15 protein-coding genes are annotated in these 18470 nt (G+C 39.3%); 8 read left to right on the forward strand and 7 right to left on the reverse strand.

The annotated features are described in order from the left end of the window. Window positions 1-101: 101 nt before the first annotated feature. Window positions 102-629: an adenylyltransferase/cytidyltransferase family protein gene (locus HCX49_RS17695; RefSeq protein WP_237682844.1), complete on the reverse strand. Its 528-nt coding sequence runs from the start codon at window positions 627-629 to the stop codon at window positions 102-104. A gap of 265 nt (window positions 630-894) precedes the next feature. Here HCX49_RS17695 and HCX49_RS17700 point away from each other — a divergent pair, with 265 nt between their 5' ends. The 5 genes from HCX49_RS17700 (at window position 895) to HCX49_RS17720 (ending at window position 5185) form a co-directional block, all read left to right on the forward strand. Next, complete coding sequence (locus tag HCX49_RS17700; protein WP_168127795.1) at window positions 895-1803, forward strand: DUF5106 domain-containing protein; 909 nt, start codon at window positions 895-897, stop codon at window positions 1801-1803. Between the two features lie 10 nt (window positions 1804-1813). Beyond that, window positions 1814-2272: a S24 family peptidase gene (locus HCX49_RS17705; protein ID WP_168127796.1), complete on the forward strand. Its 459-nt coding sequence runs from the start codon at window positions 1814-1816 to the stop codon at window positions 2270-2272. Between the two features lie 61 nt (window positions 2273-2333). Then, window positions 2334-2603: a PqqD family protein gene (locus tag HCX49_RS17710; RefSeq protein ID WP_132769884.1), complete on the forward strand. Its 270-nt coding sequence runs from the start codon at window positions 2334-2336 to the stop codon at window positions 2601-2603. Between the two features lie 22 nt (window positions 2604-2625). Next, window positions 2626-4257 (forward strand): ABC transporter ATP-binding protein, encoded by a 1632-nt coding sequence (locus HCX49_RS17715; RefSeq protein ID WP_207902413.1) that lies wholly within the window; start codon window positions 2626-2628, stop codon window positions 4255-4257. 10 nt (window positions 4258-4267) lie between these two features. Next, window positions 4268-5185, forward strand: a complete 918-nt coding sequence (locus HCX49_RS17720; protein WP_168127797.1) for a hypothetical protein — start codon at window positions 4268-4270, stop codon at window positions 5183-5185. Between the two features lie 165 nt (window positions 5186-5350). Here the strand turns inward: HCX49_RS17720 and HCX49_RS17725 are convergent, their stop codons facing one another. From HCX49_RS17725 to HCX49_RS17740, 4 genes are all read right to left on the reverse strand, one after another. After that, window positions 5351-6850 (reverse strand): S41 family peptidase, encoded by a 1500-nt coding sequence (locus tag HCX49_RS17725; protein WP_168127798.1) that lies wholly within the window; start codon window positions 6848-6850, stop codon window positions 5351-5353. Window positions 6851-7271: 421 nt separating this feature from the next. Continuing rightward, window positions 7272-7751 (reverse strand): hypothetical protein, encoded by a 480-nt coding sequence (locus tag HCX49_RS17730; RefSeq protein ID WP_132769890.1) that lies wholly within the window; start codon window positions 7749-7751, stop codon window positions 7272-7274. A 334-nt stretch (window positions 7752-8085) separates the two neighbouring features. Next, the gene (locus tag HCX49_RS17735; RefSeq protein ID WP_132769892.1) at window positions 8086-8613 is read right to left on the reverse strand and encodes a 3'-5' exonuclease; all 528 of its coding nucleotides are present in this window, start codon (window positions 8611-8613) and stop codon (window positions 8086-8088) included. Window positions 8614-8735: 122 nt separating this feature from the next. Further along, window positions 8736-10043 (reverse strand): replication-associated recombination protein A, encoded by a 1308-nt coding sequence (locus HCX49_RS17740; RefSeq protein WP_132769894.1) that lies wholly within the window; start codon window positions 10041-10043, stop codon window positions 8736-8738. Window positions 10044-10398: 355 nt separating this feature from the next. Between HCX49_RS17740 and HCX49_RS17745 the strand changes: the two genes are divergently transcribed. After that, window positions 10399-11976, forward strand: coding sequence for a DUF3843 family protein (locus HCX49_RS17745; RefSeq protein WP_168127799.1), 1578 nt, complete (start codon window positions 10399-10401; stop codon window positions 11974-11976). A gap of 69 nt (window positions 11977-12045) precedes the next feature. On the opposite strand, the gene HCX49_RS17750 is transcribed toward HCX49_RS17745, so the two are convergent. Continuing rightward, window positions 12046-13464: an arylsulfatase gene (locus HCX49_RS17750; protein ID WP_168127800.1), complete on the reverse strand. Its 1419-nt coding sequence runs from the start codon at window positions 13462-13464 to the stop codon at window positions 12046-12048. A gap of 420 nt (window positions 13465-13884) precedes the next feature. Between HCX49_RS17750 and HCX49_RS17755 the strand changes: the two genes are divergently transcribed. Continuing rightward, entirely contained in the window at window positions 13885-15006 is a 1122-nt protein-coding gene (locus tag HCX49_RS17755; protein WP_132769900.1) for a tetratricopeptide repeat protein, read from the forward strand. A 45-nt stretch (window positions 15007-15051) separates the two neighbouring features. Here HCX49_RS17755 and HCX49_RS17760 read toward each other — a convergent pair whose 3' ends face one another. Next, window positions 15052-15789 carry a dienelactone hydrolase family protein gene (locus tag HCX49_RS17760; RefSeq protein ID WP_021188630.1) on the reverse strand — a complete coding sequence of 246 codons (738 nt, stop codon included), beginning with the start codon at window positions 15787-15789 and terminating at the stop codon, window positions 15052-15054. A 506-nt stretch (window positions 15790-16295) separates the two neighbouring features. On the opposite strand from HCX49_RS17760, the gene HCX49_RS17765 reads away from it, so the two are divergent. After that, on the forward strand, window positions 16296-18416 hold the full coding sequence (locus HCX49_RS17765; protein ID WP_132770105.1) for a carboxy terminal-processing peptidase: 2121 nt from the start codon (window positions 16296-16298) through the stop codon (window positions 18414-18416). Window positions 18417-18470 lie beyond the last annotated feature (54 nt).

Below are 18470 nucleotides of genomic sequence, written 5' to 3' on the forward strand. Positions count from 1 at the left end.
GATGTAGTAACTATAGTGAACTAGTGACGTGTTATGAGCTATCTGTTAATTCATTACCTTTGTTACTTCGTTACTCTGTTACTGCTTTACTCTTATACTTTCTAACCTTTTTCCACCTCATGTTCGGCAACGATACGGCGCAGACCTGAACTTGAAAAACGATGATCGCGGCTGTTGAAATACAACTCGATACCAGACTCTTCACAATACTGGCGTCCCGTAAAATCACGCTCGCGATATTCATCACCAACAATACGCACATCGATCTTGAACGAACGCAACACGTCCTGCAGATCCTGTTCTGTCGCATAAGGTACAATCTGATCCACATATTTACAGCCTTTGAGCTGAATATAACGCTCCACAACAGTTTGTGTAGGTTTATTTTTCTCAGGTCGGTCCAAGGTTGGGTCAGTTTGTAGGCCACAAATTAAATAGTCACACTGACGTTTGGCATCTTCCAGCATCTTGATATGACCTGCATGCAACAGATCAAACGCACTGAAAGTAATGCCGATACGCATTTCTTTAGCAGGTATTGTAATCATATTTAAAATTATAATAACATGAATTAAGTACAGTTTTATTACTATCTCAAAGATAGAGATTATTTGTAATACAAAAGCCATTCCGAAAAGTTCATAAAAATTTAATATTGAATTATGCTAACACAAAACATCGGATTATCCATATTCCAGCCTATACAATTAACAAGTTCTTTATTAATTCATTAAGAAAACATCAAACATTAAGCCTTTACGGTCATACCCTAAACCTGTGTTAAAATTTAATTCTAAAGATGAAAAAAATCAAGCAATTGTTTTTAACTTCACCTCAATTATATTGTATATCAATCACAATATCGCTAAGTTTGTTATTATTAAGCTAATTATAATGAAATGTGTACCCTTTAATGTGCTGTGTCTAGGCATAGCAATCACTTTGTTGTCCATAGCATGCAACCACAATCCAAAGTCTGATCAACAGGACAAGGCAACTACGGTCAACAAAGATATAGCCTATAACGGGGCGGACAGTGCTGTATTAAGCTACTGGGATAAAATTGATATGCAAGATACCTCAAAAATAAAAGATCCGAATATTGGGGAGCAGAAATTAGCGGACTTTATCTCAGCACTCAACTCGGTTTCGGATACTGTAGCGGATCATGCTGTAGCACGCATGTTGGATAAGGCAAAAGTAAACAAAGTAACTTTCGATCATTTTATTAAATTATACGAACACTATCTTTACGAAGGTAATTCGCCTATGCGTAATGATAACCGCTATGAATCTGTACTGCGCTACCTTATAAAAACCGATCAGCTCACAGACCTTGAAAAAGAGGCCTACCGCCCGGTTTATAAATTGGTACAGCGGAATAAAGTAGGTCAAGTAGCCGAAGATTTTAGTTTCGAAACCAGCGAGGGCAAAACCCAAAAGCTGTCGGATGTGAAATCAAAATATACACTACTGTTTTTCTACGACACGGAATGTCCGCACTGCAAGGAAATGATTGCTGCCCTTAAAGATACACCACAAGTTGTCGATCTTTTTGAAAAGAAACAGATCCAGATGGTAACCATCGAACCTTGGGGTGACCGTACTAAATGGAAAAACTTTCAAACGCATCTGGCAGAAAATTGGATCAATGGTTTTGATACCGAATCTGTCATTCAGAAAAAACGACTTTACGATACCAAAGCTTCGCCGACAATCTATCTATTAGATGCGGACAAAAAGGTGATATTAAAAGATACCGAACTGCAACAGGCTCTCCAATATTTCGTCCAGCTCACCTAAGTTAGGAAAGATGGATAAAACAGAACCACGTATCATCACGAATGAGCTGTATTTTGAAGAAGTACAACGTTTACTCCACGAAGGAAAAGAAGTTTGCATCCGCATAAAGGGCAATAGCATGTTACCTTTTATCAAGAATGGAGACCGAGTATTGCTTGAAGCTTATCGTGGAACTCCCTTGCTCTCAGGTGCAAACATCCTGGCTAAGCATGAAGGAAAGTTTGTTTTTCATCGCTATGTGGGTAAAAAGAATGGAAACATTGTTCTTGCCGGGGACGGAAATATCGCATTGCACGAGTACGTAACATCATCCGATATTATAGCGATTGCTACAAAACATTATTCACAAGACAGTGATCTAGCAAAAGATATCAACAGCACCTGGTCACGGTTTAGGGGTATGAGCTGGTACCGACTAAGGATCGTTAGGAGGGTAATCAGTGCACTAAAAAGAAGATATCTGACCTAATTTCTTAGAATGCGAAGGATTGATTAACTTTGACTTTACTAATTTTTTAACTTTAACATAAATGAAATTAAGAACAGATTTAGTTTTAAGAACAATAGGTTCGGATCACATGATTGTGGATCCTAGTCAAGATATGGTCGATCTTTCTACAGTATATACATTAAATGATTCTGCAGCATGGCTTTGGGAGCAGCTGAAAGGAATAGAATTCTCAAGTGCTACTGTAGTTGAGCTACTCTGCGAACACTATGATGTAACGGAAACACAGGCACAAGCTGATGCTGAAATTTTAATTCAGGATTTCGAAAAACAAGGTTTGCTGCAAAAATAAATGCCCAAAAGAACCACTAGCTGTGACCAATAATAATAACTTGAAACAGCATATCCGCTGGGCCTGGTCGATAAGCCAGGGATACCGATCGAAACTGCTCCTGTATTTTATATTGGAGCTTATTGCTATTGTGCTCTCCCTACTTTTTGTGTATCTCTCCAAAAAAGCGGTAGACATGGCCATTTCTCCGGAAGACCTTCCGTTGAAGTGGACACTGATCGGAATTGTGACAAGTGTTGCTATTGGCATCGGAATACGGGCATATACCAGCTGGCTTAATGAAAGGATCAAAATGATGATGACCTTTCAGCTGCAACGGAATATGCTCGATGCACAGATGCTCTCGGTCTGGAAACTGATCAAAAACTGGCATACAGGTGATATCCAGATCCGAATCCAAACGGATTGCGAAGAAGTGGCCACTATGATCGCAAAATCGGCACTTTCATTTCTGCTTACCGTAATACAATTACTTGCTTCACTGGCGTTTTTATGGTATATGGATCCGATGCTGGCACTCATGATATTGGCCATATCGCCCCTATTCCTATTTTCGAAAATATACTTCCAAAAAATGCGCAAGCTGAGCAGGGAAGTAAAAAGTGAAGAGAGTAATTTCTCTAACATTCTGCAAGAAAATCTTCGCTTTCGACTCTTGATCCGGGCTATGGGTATCTTTCCAAAAAGAAGGCAAAAACTCACCGCCAGCCAGCAGGAGCTTTTCATTTTGAAAATGAAACAGCTCAATTTTTCGACCTATACCCAGAGTGCCATGAAAATCTGTATCAATGCGGGCTATCTGCTCACCTTTATCTGGGGAATCTATAGACTGCATAGTGGACAGATCTCATTTGGTACCATGACAGCGTTTTTGCAATTGGTGGCAAGGATACAAACACCGATTCTCGCACTGATCACCTATATACCGGGTTTTGTACGGTTCAGAGTTTCTGCCGACCGCCTCTTAGAACTTAAAGAAGGTGAGATAGAACCGCAGATCGAACAGCAAAGGTTACTGCAAACAACAGCGCTACAGATCCAGGATCTATCTTTTAGATATGAAGATAAATGGGTGTTAAATAACCTGAATTTAAACCTGATGGCGGGTCAGCCTACCGCGATCGTAGGTCCCAGCGGTAAAGGAAAAACAACCCTGATACGCTTATTGCTATCGCTGATCAAAGCAGAAAAAGGCCAGATATTACTCACGGACCACGAGGGTACCAGACCCTTAACTGCTGCACACCGCATCAATTTTGCCTATATTCCACAGGGAAATTCACTCTTCAGTGGAACTATTCGGGAAAACCTGATGCTCCATGTTAAAGAAGGCGAGCATATTGCTTTAGAAAAAGCCCTATGGATTGCTTGTGCAGAATTTGTACTGGAACTGCCTGATGGTGTCGATACCGTGGTCGGTGAATCGGGAATGGGCCTATCCGAAGGACAGGCACAACGCATTGCGATTGCCCGAGCGCTGATGCATAATGGTGATATCTGGTTATTTGATGAAGTGACTTCGGCACTGGACAGAAATACGGCCGACACACTGATCAAAAGACTTTTAGAATTTGGGCAAGATAAATTATGCCTTTTTGTAACACATGACTTAAACTTGGCCGATACATGCGTACAGCGTATCTATCTCGACTAATGAACGCGCTATGACTTTAACAAACCCTACTGAAATATCGAAAAAATGCTATAAAATAGCAGATCTAATACTGGAGATCAACTATCCGGCTAGCCTAGATCTGGAAAAATTATTACCCTCTTTCCGTGATTTTAAATACAGTACAACAAAAGAAAACAGGACCATCCAGGTGAACCTGAGTATGGAGCAAGCTGCGCAAGGTGAAGACCTCGGGCAACTCTTAAGTGATCAGTCCATATCATGGGGAGACCGCTTCTGTTTTTATGAAAAAGAAAACACATTTATCACGACAATAGCCAATGATCGGGGTAACGACTTTTGGTATCTGTACAGTGAAAGAGATTTTGCTCAGTCGACCATTTATATCCCAGAAAGTACCGAAACAGAACAGAGTGCAGTTATCTGCTGGATGCTGATGATGCTTTTTGGTCAGGCCGCCCTGCTACACGATGTCATTATGATCCACGGATCGGTCATCAACCGAAATGGTCAGGGCATAGCATTCCTGGGTAAAAGCGGTACAGGAAAAAGTACGCATAGCCGCCTTTGGTTAAAACATATCCCAAATACATCATTGCTCAATGATGATAATCCGGCGATCCGGATTACAGATAACGGCGTGATTATATATGGTACTCCTTGGAGCGGTAAAACGCCTTGTTATAAAAATGAAGCGATACCATTAAAAGCATTTGTACGTCTGCAACAGGGACCAGAAAATATATTTGAACAATTATCTGGCGTGAAAGGCTTCATTGCTGTATTGCCAAGTTGTACAGCTATTAGATGGAATAAAGATCTTTTTGCAATGATGAACAGTACATTGGAAAAAGTAATCAGCCAGGTTCCTGTTGGTTTTCTAAAATGCTTACCGGATGAAGCGGCTGCAGAACTCTGTCATCAACGTATTTTTGAGACGCCGTCATAAGTCATAATGCCTCACACTAGTACCAGCTTGCTGTATCATGATTGAACATTGAATGAGGTGATCTGCTTCACCCCTATAAATGAAAAGCGGGATCGATATCGATCCCGCTTTTCATTTATAAAATCGGAATGATCAATCGATCACTCCCTATATGTTACAGCACGACTAGTTTTTCAAAAGACCTCTTTCAGGTAGAGCATTGACAGCACCACCAAGTGACATACGGGCATGTTGGCTTGCACGAACACGGGCCGACGTTTTCTTTGTACTTCCCGGTACTGCATCTTCCAGAGCCGTCTCTAACATCGTCTCTTGCGTATCACCTGTCGGCAAAAAGATATAATCATTTACATTAGGTTTATCTGCCACTAATCCATCCCAGTAATCTGCGAAATCATCAGCGTTTTTCAACTGGAAAGATGCTGGCCAGAAGGAAACACGGTCTTCAATAATCTGTTCAAAAAAACCAACAGGTTTACCGTAAGTATGTGTTCCTGTCGCGATAATCTGCACGTTCATATAAGGTTTTAAGACATTAATCAGCATCTCTGCAGCTGAAGCCGTTTTTTCACTTACCAAAAAATATACTTTACGCAGATTCAACGTACTTGTCTGACTGAAGTAAGTATCTCTGAACATACCATTGGCACCTTTCTGAGTGCGCTCCATATAAGCGTTACAGATATAGGTCACCATAAGGTTCTTATCTGAAACTTTTGTTCCTGCAATCTTGTTTGCAATATATACCGCAGCATCAACATAACCACCTGTATTATAGCGTAAATCTACGATCAAATCCTCAATATGCTTATCTTCAAACGTTTTAAAAGAAGCATCTACGCGCTGCTGGTTATAATTATTGCGCTCTATCTCTTCAAATGAAGAAAGAGCAAAATAGCCGACATTTTTACTTGGATATTCGTAAACCTCTTCGTGATAAATTGGATCGATGGTATATGATCCATAAGAAAGACTTACATTATAAGTCGTCCCATCCTGACGCAAGAGCGCGAGCTGAAGACCGCCACCTTCCAGTGCATTGGCTACACGGTTTCTCATATTATTAAGCGCATTGGGATCTACAGGCTTACAGCCTGAAGCATCACAATTGATCGCAACAGTAAAGTCGGTCTCGCCATTGATAGCCGTTACCATATCCGAACGTTTTAAACCGGCCTTATCTGCAGGTGAACCTCCTTCAATAAAATAGATAACAGGTCTTGCAACTTTAGAATCAACCGTACCCATGGAAATATATAAACCATAACCATCATTGCGATCCATTTTTAACTTAGCTGTAGCATTGATATTATAACCGTTAAGTCCATCGATAAAAGAAAAGCGATCATACACACCACCATACTGTGCATAGTTCGCATAGGCAGGAGTCATACCTTTCAGGGCATTGAGAACACTACTAGCAGAATTGTACTTATCTGTAAATTCGGATGGAAGCTCATATTTTGGAATGGATTTCTCTTCCCATATGGAGTACAGTTTATAATAATAATAGATACTATCCCGGATCTTTTGATCCGTGGTTCGTACAATTGGTTCAGGCTCCGGTTCTGGATCTGGTGTATTTTTTTTACAGCTAACGAAAAAAAATGCAACCAGAATAAAAACAACCCACTTTCCGAAAGGTTGCTGTAGCGCTATCTTCATATTTTTTAATATAATATTAAACAAACTTAGATAAATAGTATCTCATAAACAATAACATGATGCTGATTATAATACAATTATTTAATTGGCTAATGAAGTGATTGAGTAACGGAGTGAAGAAGTGACGGAGTAACCAGTAACGAAGTGACAAGTGAGGGAAGTAACAGAGTTACAAGGGTGATATGAACAATCTAACTCACTAACATGCTCACCCAATAACTATTTCTAACTTTCCAATCCATAAATAATAAGAGTGGGGAGCACGTGCATTACCGTGTGTCTCCCCTTCTTAAGTATGAATGTAACAAAAAAAACGAACCTATAAAGTAGTTACTGAAGCAACGGAGGCGATACGAACAGTCTAACGCATTAACAATCTAACTTTCTAACCCACTCACTTGCTAAAATCTAACTACTAAAATCAAACTTGACTAACCTGCTCCGCCTCAAGCATTCCAACTTTAATGCGGAAAGGCACACGTCCTGATTTTTCGGAAGTAATATAACCGATGACGGTCGCATGATGGTGGCTTAGGAAATCAGGTTTACGCACCGCACCCCGTATTCTAAAACGTACGGAAGCCTCATAGGCCTGGTTCGAATCAGCAGGAAAAGTGATCATAATGATCTGATCTAAACTTACACTGAGACAAGCATGATCCATGATCACATCTTTCACAACAATATTACGTGTATCCGCATCCAACCTTTCTACTTTAAGCAGGAGTGCCCCATTTTTTGATTTACCGTATTCCCGATCATCATTTTCTAAATGGTGAAAGCGATAGTGTACCTGTAAAGTAGCACGATTCACAAACTCATTTGACAAGCGCGACCTGCGCCAGTAATAAAAACCAGATACTAAAATTAAAGCAGTAAGTAGAAGATAGACGTAAAACATATTATTAAAAAATAAGATCCATTTGCGACAAATCTTTTCAAAAAGGCAATTTTTAAGCATTTTTGAAATGACAAAGGCAAAGATAATTCTGAACTGCTCCTAGAACGATTTTAAAGGGGGGACAAAGAGGGGACAAATAGGGAGACATCGCACGACAAAACACACAACAAGCTTATTATCAATAAAATAAATAATAACAAATTAAAATCGATGTGATACTAATATAAAGTAACGAAGTGATCAGTAACGGAGTGAAACAGTGATTAAGTAAAGTAGTGACGGAGTAACGAAGTAATTTTCTCAAATCTAATTATTAACTTCTAAGTACTAATTACTACCCCTCCACCAATGTCGCTACAAAAGGATGGCGCAAATATAATTCGGCACAGGCCTTCGCGTCGGATAAAGCCTCATGGTGATTGAGATTGATTCCCAACACTTCACAGCAGGCATTTAAGCGGGCTGGTTTAAAACCTTTGTTACGATAGATCTTATAAGTACACTCCCACATTTCGGCAAGCTGCAGTTCCTCGTAAGACAAACCATAATGTAACATCGTCTTGCGTAAAACATTGCGATCGAACAACTCGTTGTGTGCGATCATCAATTTATTCGTCAGAAGCGATTGAATGGAAGGAAATAACTCCTTAAAAGTTGGGGAATGTTGCGTATCACGGGGTTTGATGCCATGCACACGGGTCGTCTGCCACATATACTCATTGCGGGGTGGCTGAATCAAGGAGTAAAATTCATTTGTAATGATACCCGATTCCACTGTCACGATACCAACTGCACAGGCACTATTTTGATGCCCTGTTGCTGTTTCAAAATCTATCGCTGTAAATGTTAAATCTGATGTCATGCTATATTCCTATCCGAGCAAAGGTAAACAATATCCACTGAGATTTAAAATGTGGACAGAAATACTACAAAAGACTCCTTAAGGAAAACAAACAGTTTCAACTTACTCCGATAACGCCCTAATTAATACCGATATTTTTCCTTCCACTTATCGCGTAATCCCTGTCTTAACTTTTCTTCCTGTGGATTTTTACCTGGATCGTATAAAGTCATACCGCTCAGTTGATCGGGCAAAAACTCCTGCAACACAAAATTTCCAGGATAGGCGTGCGCATATTTATATTCGGCTCCATAGTTAAGCTCTTTCATCAATTTAGTCGGCGCATTTCGCAAATGAAGGGGTACGGAAAGGTCTCCCGTTTGCTTCACGATAGCTTGTGCCTTATTGATTGCTTCGTAAGAGGCATTGCTTTTAGGAGAGCTGGCCAAGTAAGTCACGGCCTGCGCCAAAATAATCCTCGATTCGGGCCATCCGATGACATTAACAGCTTGGAAACACGTATTCGCTAACAGTAGAGCATTGGGATTGGCATTGCCGATATCTTCAGAAGCCAATATCAGGAGACGACGAGCAATGAAAGAAGGATCTTCCCCCCCTTCGATCATACGTGCCAGCCAATAAATGGCTGCATTGGGATCTGATCCACGGATCGATTTGATAAAAGCAGATATGATATCGTAATGTTGCTCACCTGTCTTATCATAAATAGCCATATTCTGCTGTACCTGCTTCAGCACAAATGCATTCGTAATCGGTTCATGATGAAGTACTGCAGCATTACTGACCAGTTCGAGCACATTTAAGAGCTTACGGGCATCGCCACCGGAAAGACGTAAAATAGCCTCATACTCTTCAATCTCAATATTTAATGCTTTCAGGTATTCGTCTTCATGCAATGATTTCTCCACTAGGCCGATCAGGTCTTCGGAACTTAAGTGTTCAAGAACATAAACTTGACAGCGCGATAATAGTGCAGATATAACTTCGAAAGAAGGATTTTCTGTCGTTGCCCCGATAAGCGTCACTAAACCCCGTTCAACAGCACCTAATAAAGAATCCTGCTGTGATTTAGAAAAACGGTGAATCTCATCAATAAACAGAATGGGTTGCTCCTGATTAAAATTCATAGCTGCTTGTTCCTGATTTAAATTCATCAGTCGCTCTGCTTTATCAATAACTTCACGAATGTCTTTCACACCGGCCTGAATAGCACTTAAGGAAAAGAAGGGCCGCCCCAATTCTTTGGCCATCAAGAGTGCAAGGCTGGTCTTCCCAACTCCCGGAGGACCCCAAAGTAACATGGATGGAATATTTTTTTGCTGGATGGCATGATATAATACCGCATCGTGACCGATAATATGTTGCTGTCCAACATAATCTTCCAATTTCTTGGGACGCATGCGCTCTGCCAGTGGAATTCGTGTAGCCATACATCAAAAGTAAGAAGATATTGCCAAATGTCCATTTACTTCACAATCAATTTATGGAATTCAAAAATTTGGTTATTTTTGAATGAGCATTGAATCGATATGACCCACATGAGCTGAAGCAATCTTTAATACTTGGCTTAGGTTAGCTTCATTGCCATTAAAACCGAGTGAAACGAGCTCAATAATACAATGAAGAGCTAACACGCATTATTAAAACAAATTATTTAATGAAACCATCATGAGCTTCAAAATTTCTAAATCGCTGCTCATGATAGCCTCATTACCATTAAACCGAGTAAAACGAGCTCAATAATACAATAAAGTGCTAACACGCATTATTAAAACAAATAATTAAATGAAAAAAAACCGCATTTATATACAGGATTGGCTGGGACAGCACCCTTATCAAGGAAGATCGGATGCCGATCGTTTTTATTTAGAAGTAGCCAATGATATACAGGATGCCTTAAATACACTCTGGTTTGATGAAGAAGAAACCGATGCCCTGATAAGACCTGAAATGATTAAAACACTCAGTGTTTATTTGACCTGCTATCTGGAGGATGTGGTTTCCGGAACAAAACTTTTCGATGCTTTCAGAAAAGAACACCAGGCACTTTATGGAAAAATGCTCCCTTTTTTCGAAGATGCAGCATTGACAGACTATTACCCGGAAGATATCAATCCGCAAGATGTATTGGTCCTTTCATGGTTGTTTTTCAGTGAGCGTAACCCGCACCTTTTCTTGGATAAAGAAGGCCGTTTACTAGCTTTGGTGACCGATCTTGCTTATGCTGTTTTGGAAGAATATTATGAGACTGCACCTGAAAATACGCTGTTACAAAAAGAGTATACGCTAGCTACAGATGCCAATTATCTTGAAGTACGCAACTATGCTGAGAAGGTAATTGCGACCAATTACATCACCGGTGGCTATTATTATAACAGTTTGATGCAGCATATGGATATCGCTGACTTAGGACGCTATCAGCACGACCCGGCCTACTTAAATCAAATGACTTTCCGTGTTCGAGACAATCATTTCACTTTTTTCCGCCTGCACTTATTAGCGCTGAGATCCTGTGAATTTGTTGCTTCGACTGTAGATACTAACCATCCGCAACATGAGAATCTAAGAACCATCGGCAACAGAATTGATAGCTTTTTTGAATTTAAAAAAGTGGAAGAGGGCCGTTTAGAATTGAAACACCTGACAACTGGAGAAATTTTCTTGGTCAATCAAAATTCGATTCAGAACTTTCAGGAACCTACTGCTGATCAACTCTTTTATATGGAGATTGTACCATGGGAAGGAACCTGGAACCTATCGGGTATGATGTCTGCTGTCGAAAGGGATCAGATTGACCTAACTTCCGATCAGGAAATGGATCAAGCATATGTTGTCGAAGCATTGCACGGAAAAACAACACTTATCGAAAAGGCGGCACAACAAGTTGCAGACCTGAAGGAGCTGTTTGTTAAAAAACATCAGGGTCAGCTGGCATTTATGGAAGAATCTGAAATCAGCAACTATATCCGCGATCTGACCAATACGTACCGCGAGCAGGTGGGATTACCGCCAATCGAAGAGGTTGCAAATCCGAATGAGGCAAGAGCTATTCCAGTTACAGCATTCTATAATTCGAAAATAGGTCTAGAATTTTTCGGCGGAATAGAAACGCTATTCCCGCTACAGAATAATCCATACTATGTAGAAAATGAAAACGAACCGATCAGTTATGCGCAAAATCTATTGCAGCTCCTGGTTCAGAAATTTTACTCCGTTGGGCTTGTACAACATTATTACGAATTATACGAAAAGGAAATCAATGAGCAGTTTTTCTATCCACTAAACAGTGAAACGATTGATTTTCTGATCCGTTTCTATAAAAGCGAAACCTATCATCAACAGCCACATGTGATGATTAGATAGTAAAGAGGTGACAAGTAAAGTAGTAACGAAGTAGATAATTGCTTCGTTACTACTTCACGATTTACTTCGTTACTTCGAAACTAAAGGAAAATCACGCGTTTCCACATGTGCTTTTGCAATGATTTTACGTAATTCTTCAACTTTTTTCACATTACTTGTCGCTAAGTTATTTTGTTCTTTCGGGTCTAGTTTTAGATTATACAGTTCAGCAACAGGATTTCCACTTCTCACTTTTTGCAAAATCAATTTCCAGTCACCTTGACGCACTGCTTGACGGCCGCCATCTTCATGAAATTCCCAATATAGGTAATCATGCTGCTTTTGCTTTTTAGGTTTTCCCAATAATGTCGGAACAAAAGAAAGACCATCTGTATATTGTGGTTTACCTGCTTTTGCCACTTCAGCTAAAGTCGGCAGGACATCCCAGAATGCTCCTAAATAATTGGAGGTAGTGCCAGGAGCAACTTTTCCTTGCCAATAAACAATGAAAGGAGTTTTTACACCACCCTCATATAGATCACGTTTATAACCCCGTAAACCTGCCGAACTGTTGAAAAAATCGGGATCTGCACCACCTTCACGATGCGCACCATTATCACTTGTAAAAACGATAATCGTATTATCTGACAAATTTAAGTCCTTCAGCTTCGCAACAATCTGTCCAACCTGTGCATCCATACGACTTACCATACTGGCGTAAGTAGCTCTTGGCTTAGCAACAGAAGCATATCCTGGAATCGTAGCTTTTGGTCCGTAGTCATTTCCTTTATGCGCTTTTTCTTCAAACTTGTTGGCATATTGTTCATAATATTGATCATCAGGACCAGACAACTCGGCATGAGGAAGTACGGTGGGAACATATAAGAAAAATGGTTTATCCTTATTGTTATCAATAAATTCCAATGCTTTTTCTTGGATCAATTCAGGAGCATACTGCCCTTTTGCCAATAAACCGTTACCCTCAAGCTCAATACGCTCTTGATTATGCCACAGGTGTGTCGGATAATAACGGTGCGATTGACGCTGGCAGTTGTAGCCATAAAACTCATCAAAACCTTTATTACGAGGCGATCCATAAGTATCCACCATACCAAGACCCCATTTTCCGAATGCACCAGTCGCGTAACCTGCTTTTTGCAGTAACATAGCAATAGTCTGTACCGAATCGGCTAAAGGTTGCTGTCCTTCTGGTTCCAATTCCTTATTACCTCTCACAGGCGTATGGCCAGTATGTTGGCCCGTCATCAGTGCAGATCGGGATGGAGCACAGACCGAAGTTCCTGCATAGAAATTATCAAAACGCATCCCCTCCTTTGCTAAAGCATCCAGATGTTTCGTTTCAATAATCTGCTGTCCATAAGCTCCTAAATCACCATAACCCAGGTCATCTGCCATTATAAATACAATATTGGGGCGATCGGTTTTCTTTTGTGCTATTGCGATACTACTCAGTGCAAAAAATAACGCAAATAGTGCTGGTTTTTTCATTTTAGTGGTTTTTTATAATTCATGTCCTTAGTTTAATACAGAAAAAAAGAGGACATCTTAGACATAGATAAATGGTGGAGCAAAAGCCATACTGCTCGCCTAGATTGCAAATCATCAATACAGATTAATAGTTCATATGGGTGATCCGGATTCGAAATTAAAGAACACATTTGAAAGCTTAAAATTTGATCGTTACAAATTGCGGTTATCCATCAAAAAGTTACAATTTAATATGATTTTTTCTCAAATCATATTAAATTGTACTTAAGGACTTTTTCATTATTATAACTAAAACAAGCTAAAGATCGTTTGGAGTATCTTTAAAAAGAAACTGAAACCTATTCTGAACAACACTTTAACAATATTTCACATATTTTTTCGTCATATTTGCAATATCCTCACCAACAGCAGGTATTATACATGATTAAAAAGAAATTTTGGAAAATAGCCTTTCTCAGTAGTGCTTATATAGTGGCATTATGCTTCGTGTCTTATGCGCAGGAATTAACCAAAGATTATACTGGTTCAATAACAAAGTATAACAGTAATTTCAAAGGAATAGGTCCAAAGGTATATTTTGTCCCGCCACCTAAGTCAAGAACGGAGCAATTGATTGACATATTTGATAGCAATATGAGAAAAGATTATGCGAAAAAGATTGCTCAAGAACTTCGCTATAAAACGTTACTCACCCAAGTTAATAGTCTACCGAATATAGGACGGTTTCAATATTTAATGAAACCAGAACCTACGGACTTAGCAACATGGAATGAACTCTTGAACCGCATCAGACAAAATTACGATGATCAAGTAAACCTCGCGCTAGTAAATGAAGCAGGGCTATTTGCAATCAATAATAATTTACCCGATCAAGCAATTTCCTATTTTGAAAATGCAATCCTGATTGCGGCAAAAGAAAGCAATAAACTGGATCGTATTGTCTTACATCAAAACTTAGCGGCAGTGCTACTTTATTCCGGTAATTTTGAAAAAGCTAGTGTTGTAGCTCAGGAAAATTTAAATCTGGCAGTTCAATCTAAAGACTATCATGACCAAGCAAATGCCTGGATGCAAATAGCATTAGCCAAAAGTGGCAAGAGAAATTATCATGAAGCCGAACAAAATATCATCAGAAAAGCGATACCGCTCTATAATAAAGCGAAAGCTTATGAAGATAAAATAATTGCCTGGGAGCAATTAGCACAGGTTTATTTTGAGCAAAATAAATACACGGAGGCACAATGGTTTCTACTTCAGGCACAGCAACTAGCAGAAAATAAAAAGATCACAAATGAGTTACCGGCAATTGAATATCTGCTGGCTTCATCAAAATTGTTAGATAAAAACTTTAAAATAGCCAAAAAAGAATTTTTATCTACGCTTCTACTAGCCCGCGAAAGGAAAAATGTACCCCTTGAGCTCGCTGTATTAGATAAACTTGGTGAAGTGTACATACATCTAAAAGACTTTGAAGAGGCTGATAAAACTTATCAAAACTTCACAACCTTAAAAGCGACATTCAAGCAGGTTAAAGATTTATAAATGAAGCTGTAACCTGCTTGAATGATCTGAATAGATTTCAAGCTTTTATTTCAATATTTCCTGTAAGAATATGAGTAGATGTTTCCACGAACGCTGCGCTGCTAAAGGTTCGAAATCACTACTGGCAGGATTGGTAAAGGCATGTTTTGCGGCCGCATAATAGATCATTTGCCAATCTGCTCCTGCATGCTCCACCTCTTTTCTGAAATTAGCGATCTCTTCCGGAGATACATGAGGATCTGCAGCGCCATGTAGAACCAGTATTTTGGTTTTGATGGGGCCATCTGGACGGTTACCTTTACCAAGGTTGCCATGTATGGAAACAACACCTTGCACTTCCATACCGGCCCTAGCCGCCTCAAGCGCTCCCGTACCACCGAAACAATAGCCGATCACAGCCAAACGACGTGGACTTGCTCCAGCTTTTACAAGTTGTTCTAGTGCTAAACGGATCCTTCTCTGATATGCTTCAGGATCGTTCTTATACTTTCCAGCCTGTTGCCCCGCTTCAGCACCAGTAGTGGGTTTATTTCCTTCTCCGTAGATGTCTGCAACAAATGTAATATAACCTTCCTTGCTGAGCTGTACTGCCGCCTGTGTCGCTTCATCGTCAATACCCATCCAAGCAGGGAGAATCAAAACTCCAGGAGCACCCTCGCCTGCATCTGTATTTACTAAACCAGCTAATGCCTGGTCTCCGTCGGAGTAACGCACAGGCTTAAGCTGACCGAAACTCGTTTCTGTGGCACAAAAACATATGATTGTCATTATTAAGGCTTTCATAAGAAAAAATTATTTATTAGTGTTAGTTTTCAATGGTATAAATGAGCTCGTTGTACTCGGTTATTTATTAGTGTTAGTTTTCAATGGTATAAATGAGCTCGTTGTACTCGGTTATTTATTAGTGTTAGTTTTCAATGGTATAAATGAGCTCGTTGCACTCGGTTATTTATTAGTGTTAGTTTTCAGTTTTATAAATGGGCCTTCCTAAACAGTTTTATGTATAGACTGAATCGATCATTCGCAAGATATAATGATGCTATCTTAGGAATGATTGATTAGATAACATTATTATTACAGGAACGGTTGGTTTTTCAGAAAACATACTTAACTTCATTAAAATGAGTTATTATTAAAAGAAATATAAAATAGTACATATTTTTCAATTAAAATATCAAATAAATTTGTTGATTTGTTGAAATTTATGAACTGAAATTATTTAAATTTAGCTCTTTGGATTTAAAGCGCTATCTCAATATATAAAAATAACTATTAAAATTATAGAAAATATGTTTAAAAAGCTAATATTCACCCTTTTTGTTATTTCAATTGTCTCCTGTGGCTCGAAGCCCCGTGTTAATTTAAGCGAAGTAGAGGGAGGTCTAAAGCCTAGCGCGCAACACGAAGTCATAGCAAAAGAAGTTGCTGGACTTTTAGAATCGACCAGTTATAAAAAAGTACAGCTGAATGATTCCATATCTAAAATCGTATTTGATAACTTAATTAAATCTTTAGATCAGGGGAAAAACTACTTGTTGCAATCTGATATCGACGAGTTTCAGCAATACCGAAATTCAATCGCACAGGATTTCCGTAATGGTGACCTATCTGCTCCTTTTCATATTTTCAATGTATACTCTAAACGCTACTTAGAACGCATGCAATATGCGTTGAAGCAAGTAGATGTAAAACAAGACTTCACGATCGATGAAAGCTATTTACCAAGCCGTGAGAAGTTAGGCTGGTTCAAAAACACAGCAGAAGCTGATACACAATGGAAACACCGTGTGAAATATGATTTGCTGAATCTGGAAATGACAACTGTTAAAAAAACAGATAGTACAGAAACTAAACAGAAGGAAACCCTTCGCAAAAGATATAACAATTTAATTTCTCAGGGAAAGAAAATAAATTCAAATGATGCATTCCAAGTAATCATGACTTCATTAACTGATGCGGTTGATCCACATACATCGTATTTCAACCCATCATTTGCACAGGCTTTCAATGAAGGTATGGCTAATACATTTGAAGGTATCGGTGCACGATTGACAATAGACAATGAAATGGTGACTATTAGTGAAATCATTCCTGGCGGACCGATATTTAAAGATAAAAGCTTAGCCATTGATGACAAAATCGTTGGTGTGGCACAAGGGAAAGATGGCGAATTTGAGGATATCATTGGCTGGAGATTAGATGCAGCAGTAGCTAAAATCAAAGGTCCTGCAGGAACAATTGTTCGTTTAAAAATTCTACCTGCTGGTCAGCCGGTTGGATCTCACCCGAAAATAGTCTCATTAACAAGAGAGCGAATTGTAGTAGCAGAAGAATCTGCGAAAAAAGAAATCTTAACTGTTAAAGGTGCTGATGGCAAGAATTATCGTGTTGGTGTCATCAACATACCAAAATTTTACATGGATTTTGAAGCATACCGTAAGCGTGATCCAAACTATAAAAGTACGACCCGCGATGTGCGCTTATTGCTGGATACCTTAAAACAGGAAAAAGTTGATGCAGTTTTGATTGATTTACGTTTCAATGGTGGTGGGTCACTTCCGGAAGCTATCGACCTGACAGGTTTATTTATTGACAAAGGACCAGTAGTACAGGTACGTGATGTCCGAAATACCATCGATGTGGAAGAAGATAGAAACGCAGGCGTTTCATGGGATGGTCCACTGGGTGTTATGATCAACCGTTTCTCCGCTTCAGCGTCTGAAATCTTTGCTGGAGCAATACAAGATTATGGCCGCGGTGTTATCTTAGGTTCTCAATCATACGGTAAAGGTACAGTACAATCTGCTGTTGATATGGCACGTGTGATCAGTCCTACAAGTAAATTATTATTAAAAGCACAAAACGAAAAAGATCCTGATACACCAAATGGTGCACCAGAATATGGTCAGATCAATATTACATTAGGAAAATTCTACCGTGTAAATGGTAGCAGCACACAACATAAAGGTGTAAGTCCCGATGTGACATTCCCAACGCAGTATTCTGCAGAAAAATTCGGTGAGAGTTCCGAGCCTTCTGCTTTACCTTGGGATCAGATCAAATCAAGTACATATAAAAAAGTAGCGGACTTAACAGCATTGAACAAAAAACTAGAACAAGAACACGAAGCGAGAATGAAAAACTCGACTGAATACAAGTTTTTACTGGAAGATATTGCAACCTTCGAAAAACGCGACGAGGGAACTAAAATTCCATTACAACTCGATAAGTTTAAAAAAGAGCGTGATGATTTTCAGAAGAAAAATAGAGATCGTGTGAATGCTTTACTGAAACAAAGAGGGCTACCTTTATGGGAAGAGGGCAAGCCACAACCTAAAATGGAATTTGACTTTGTACAGGATGAAAGTGCTAAAGTGATGACAGATATGATCATCCAAGAAAAAAAATAAATATATTTCTATCCATAACAAAGAAGGGGCTTATCAATAATAAGCCCCTTCTTT

The organism is Sphingobacterium sp. B16(2022) (genome assembly GCF_012030425.1).
In the GTDB taxonomy this organism is placed as follows: Bacteria; Bacteroidota; Bacteroidia; order Sphingobacteriales; family Sphingobacteriaceae; genus Sphingobacterium; species Sphingobacterium anhuiense.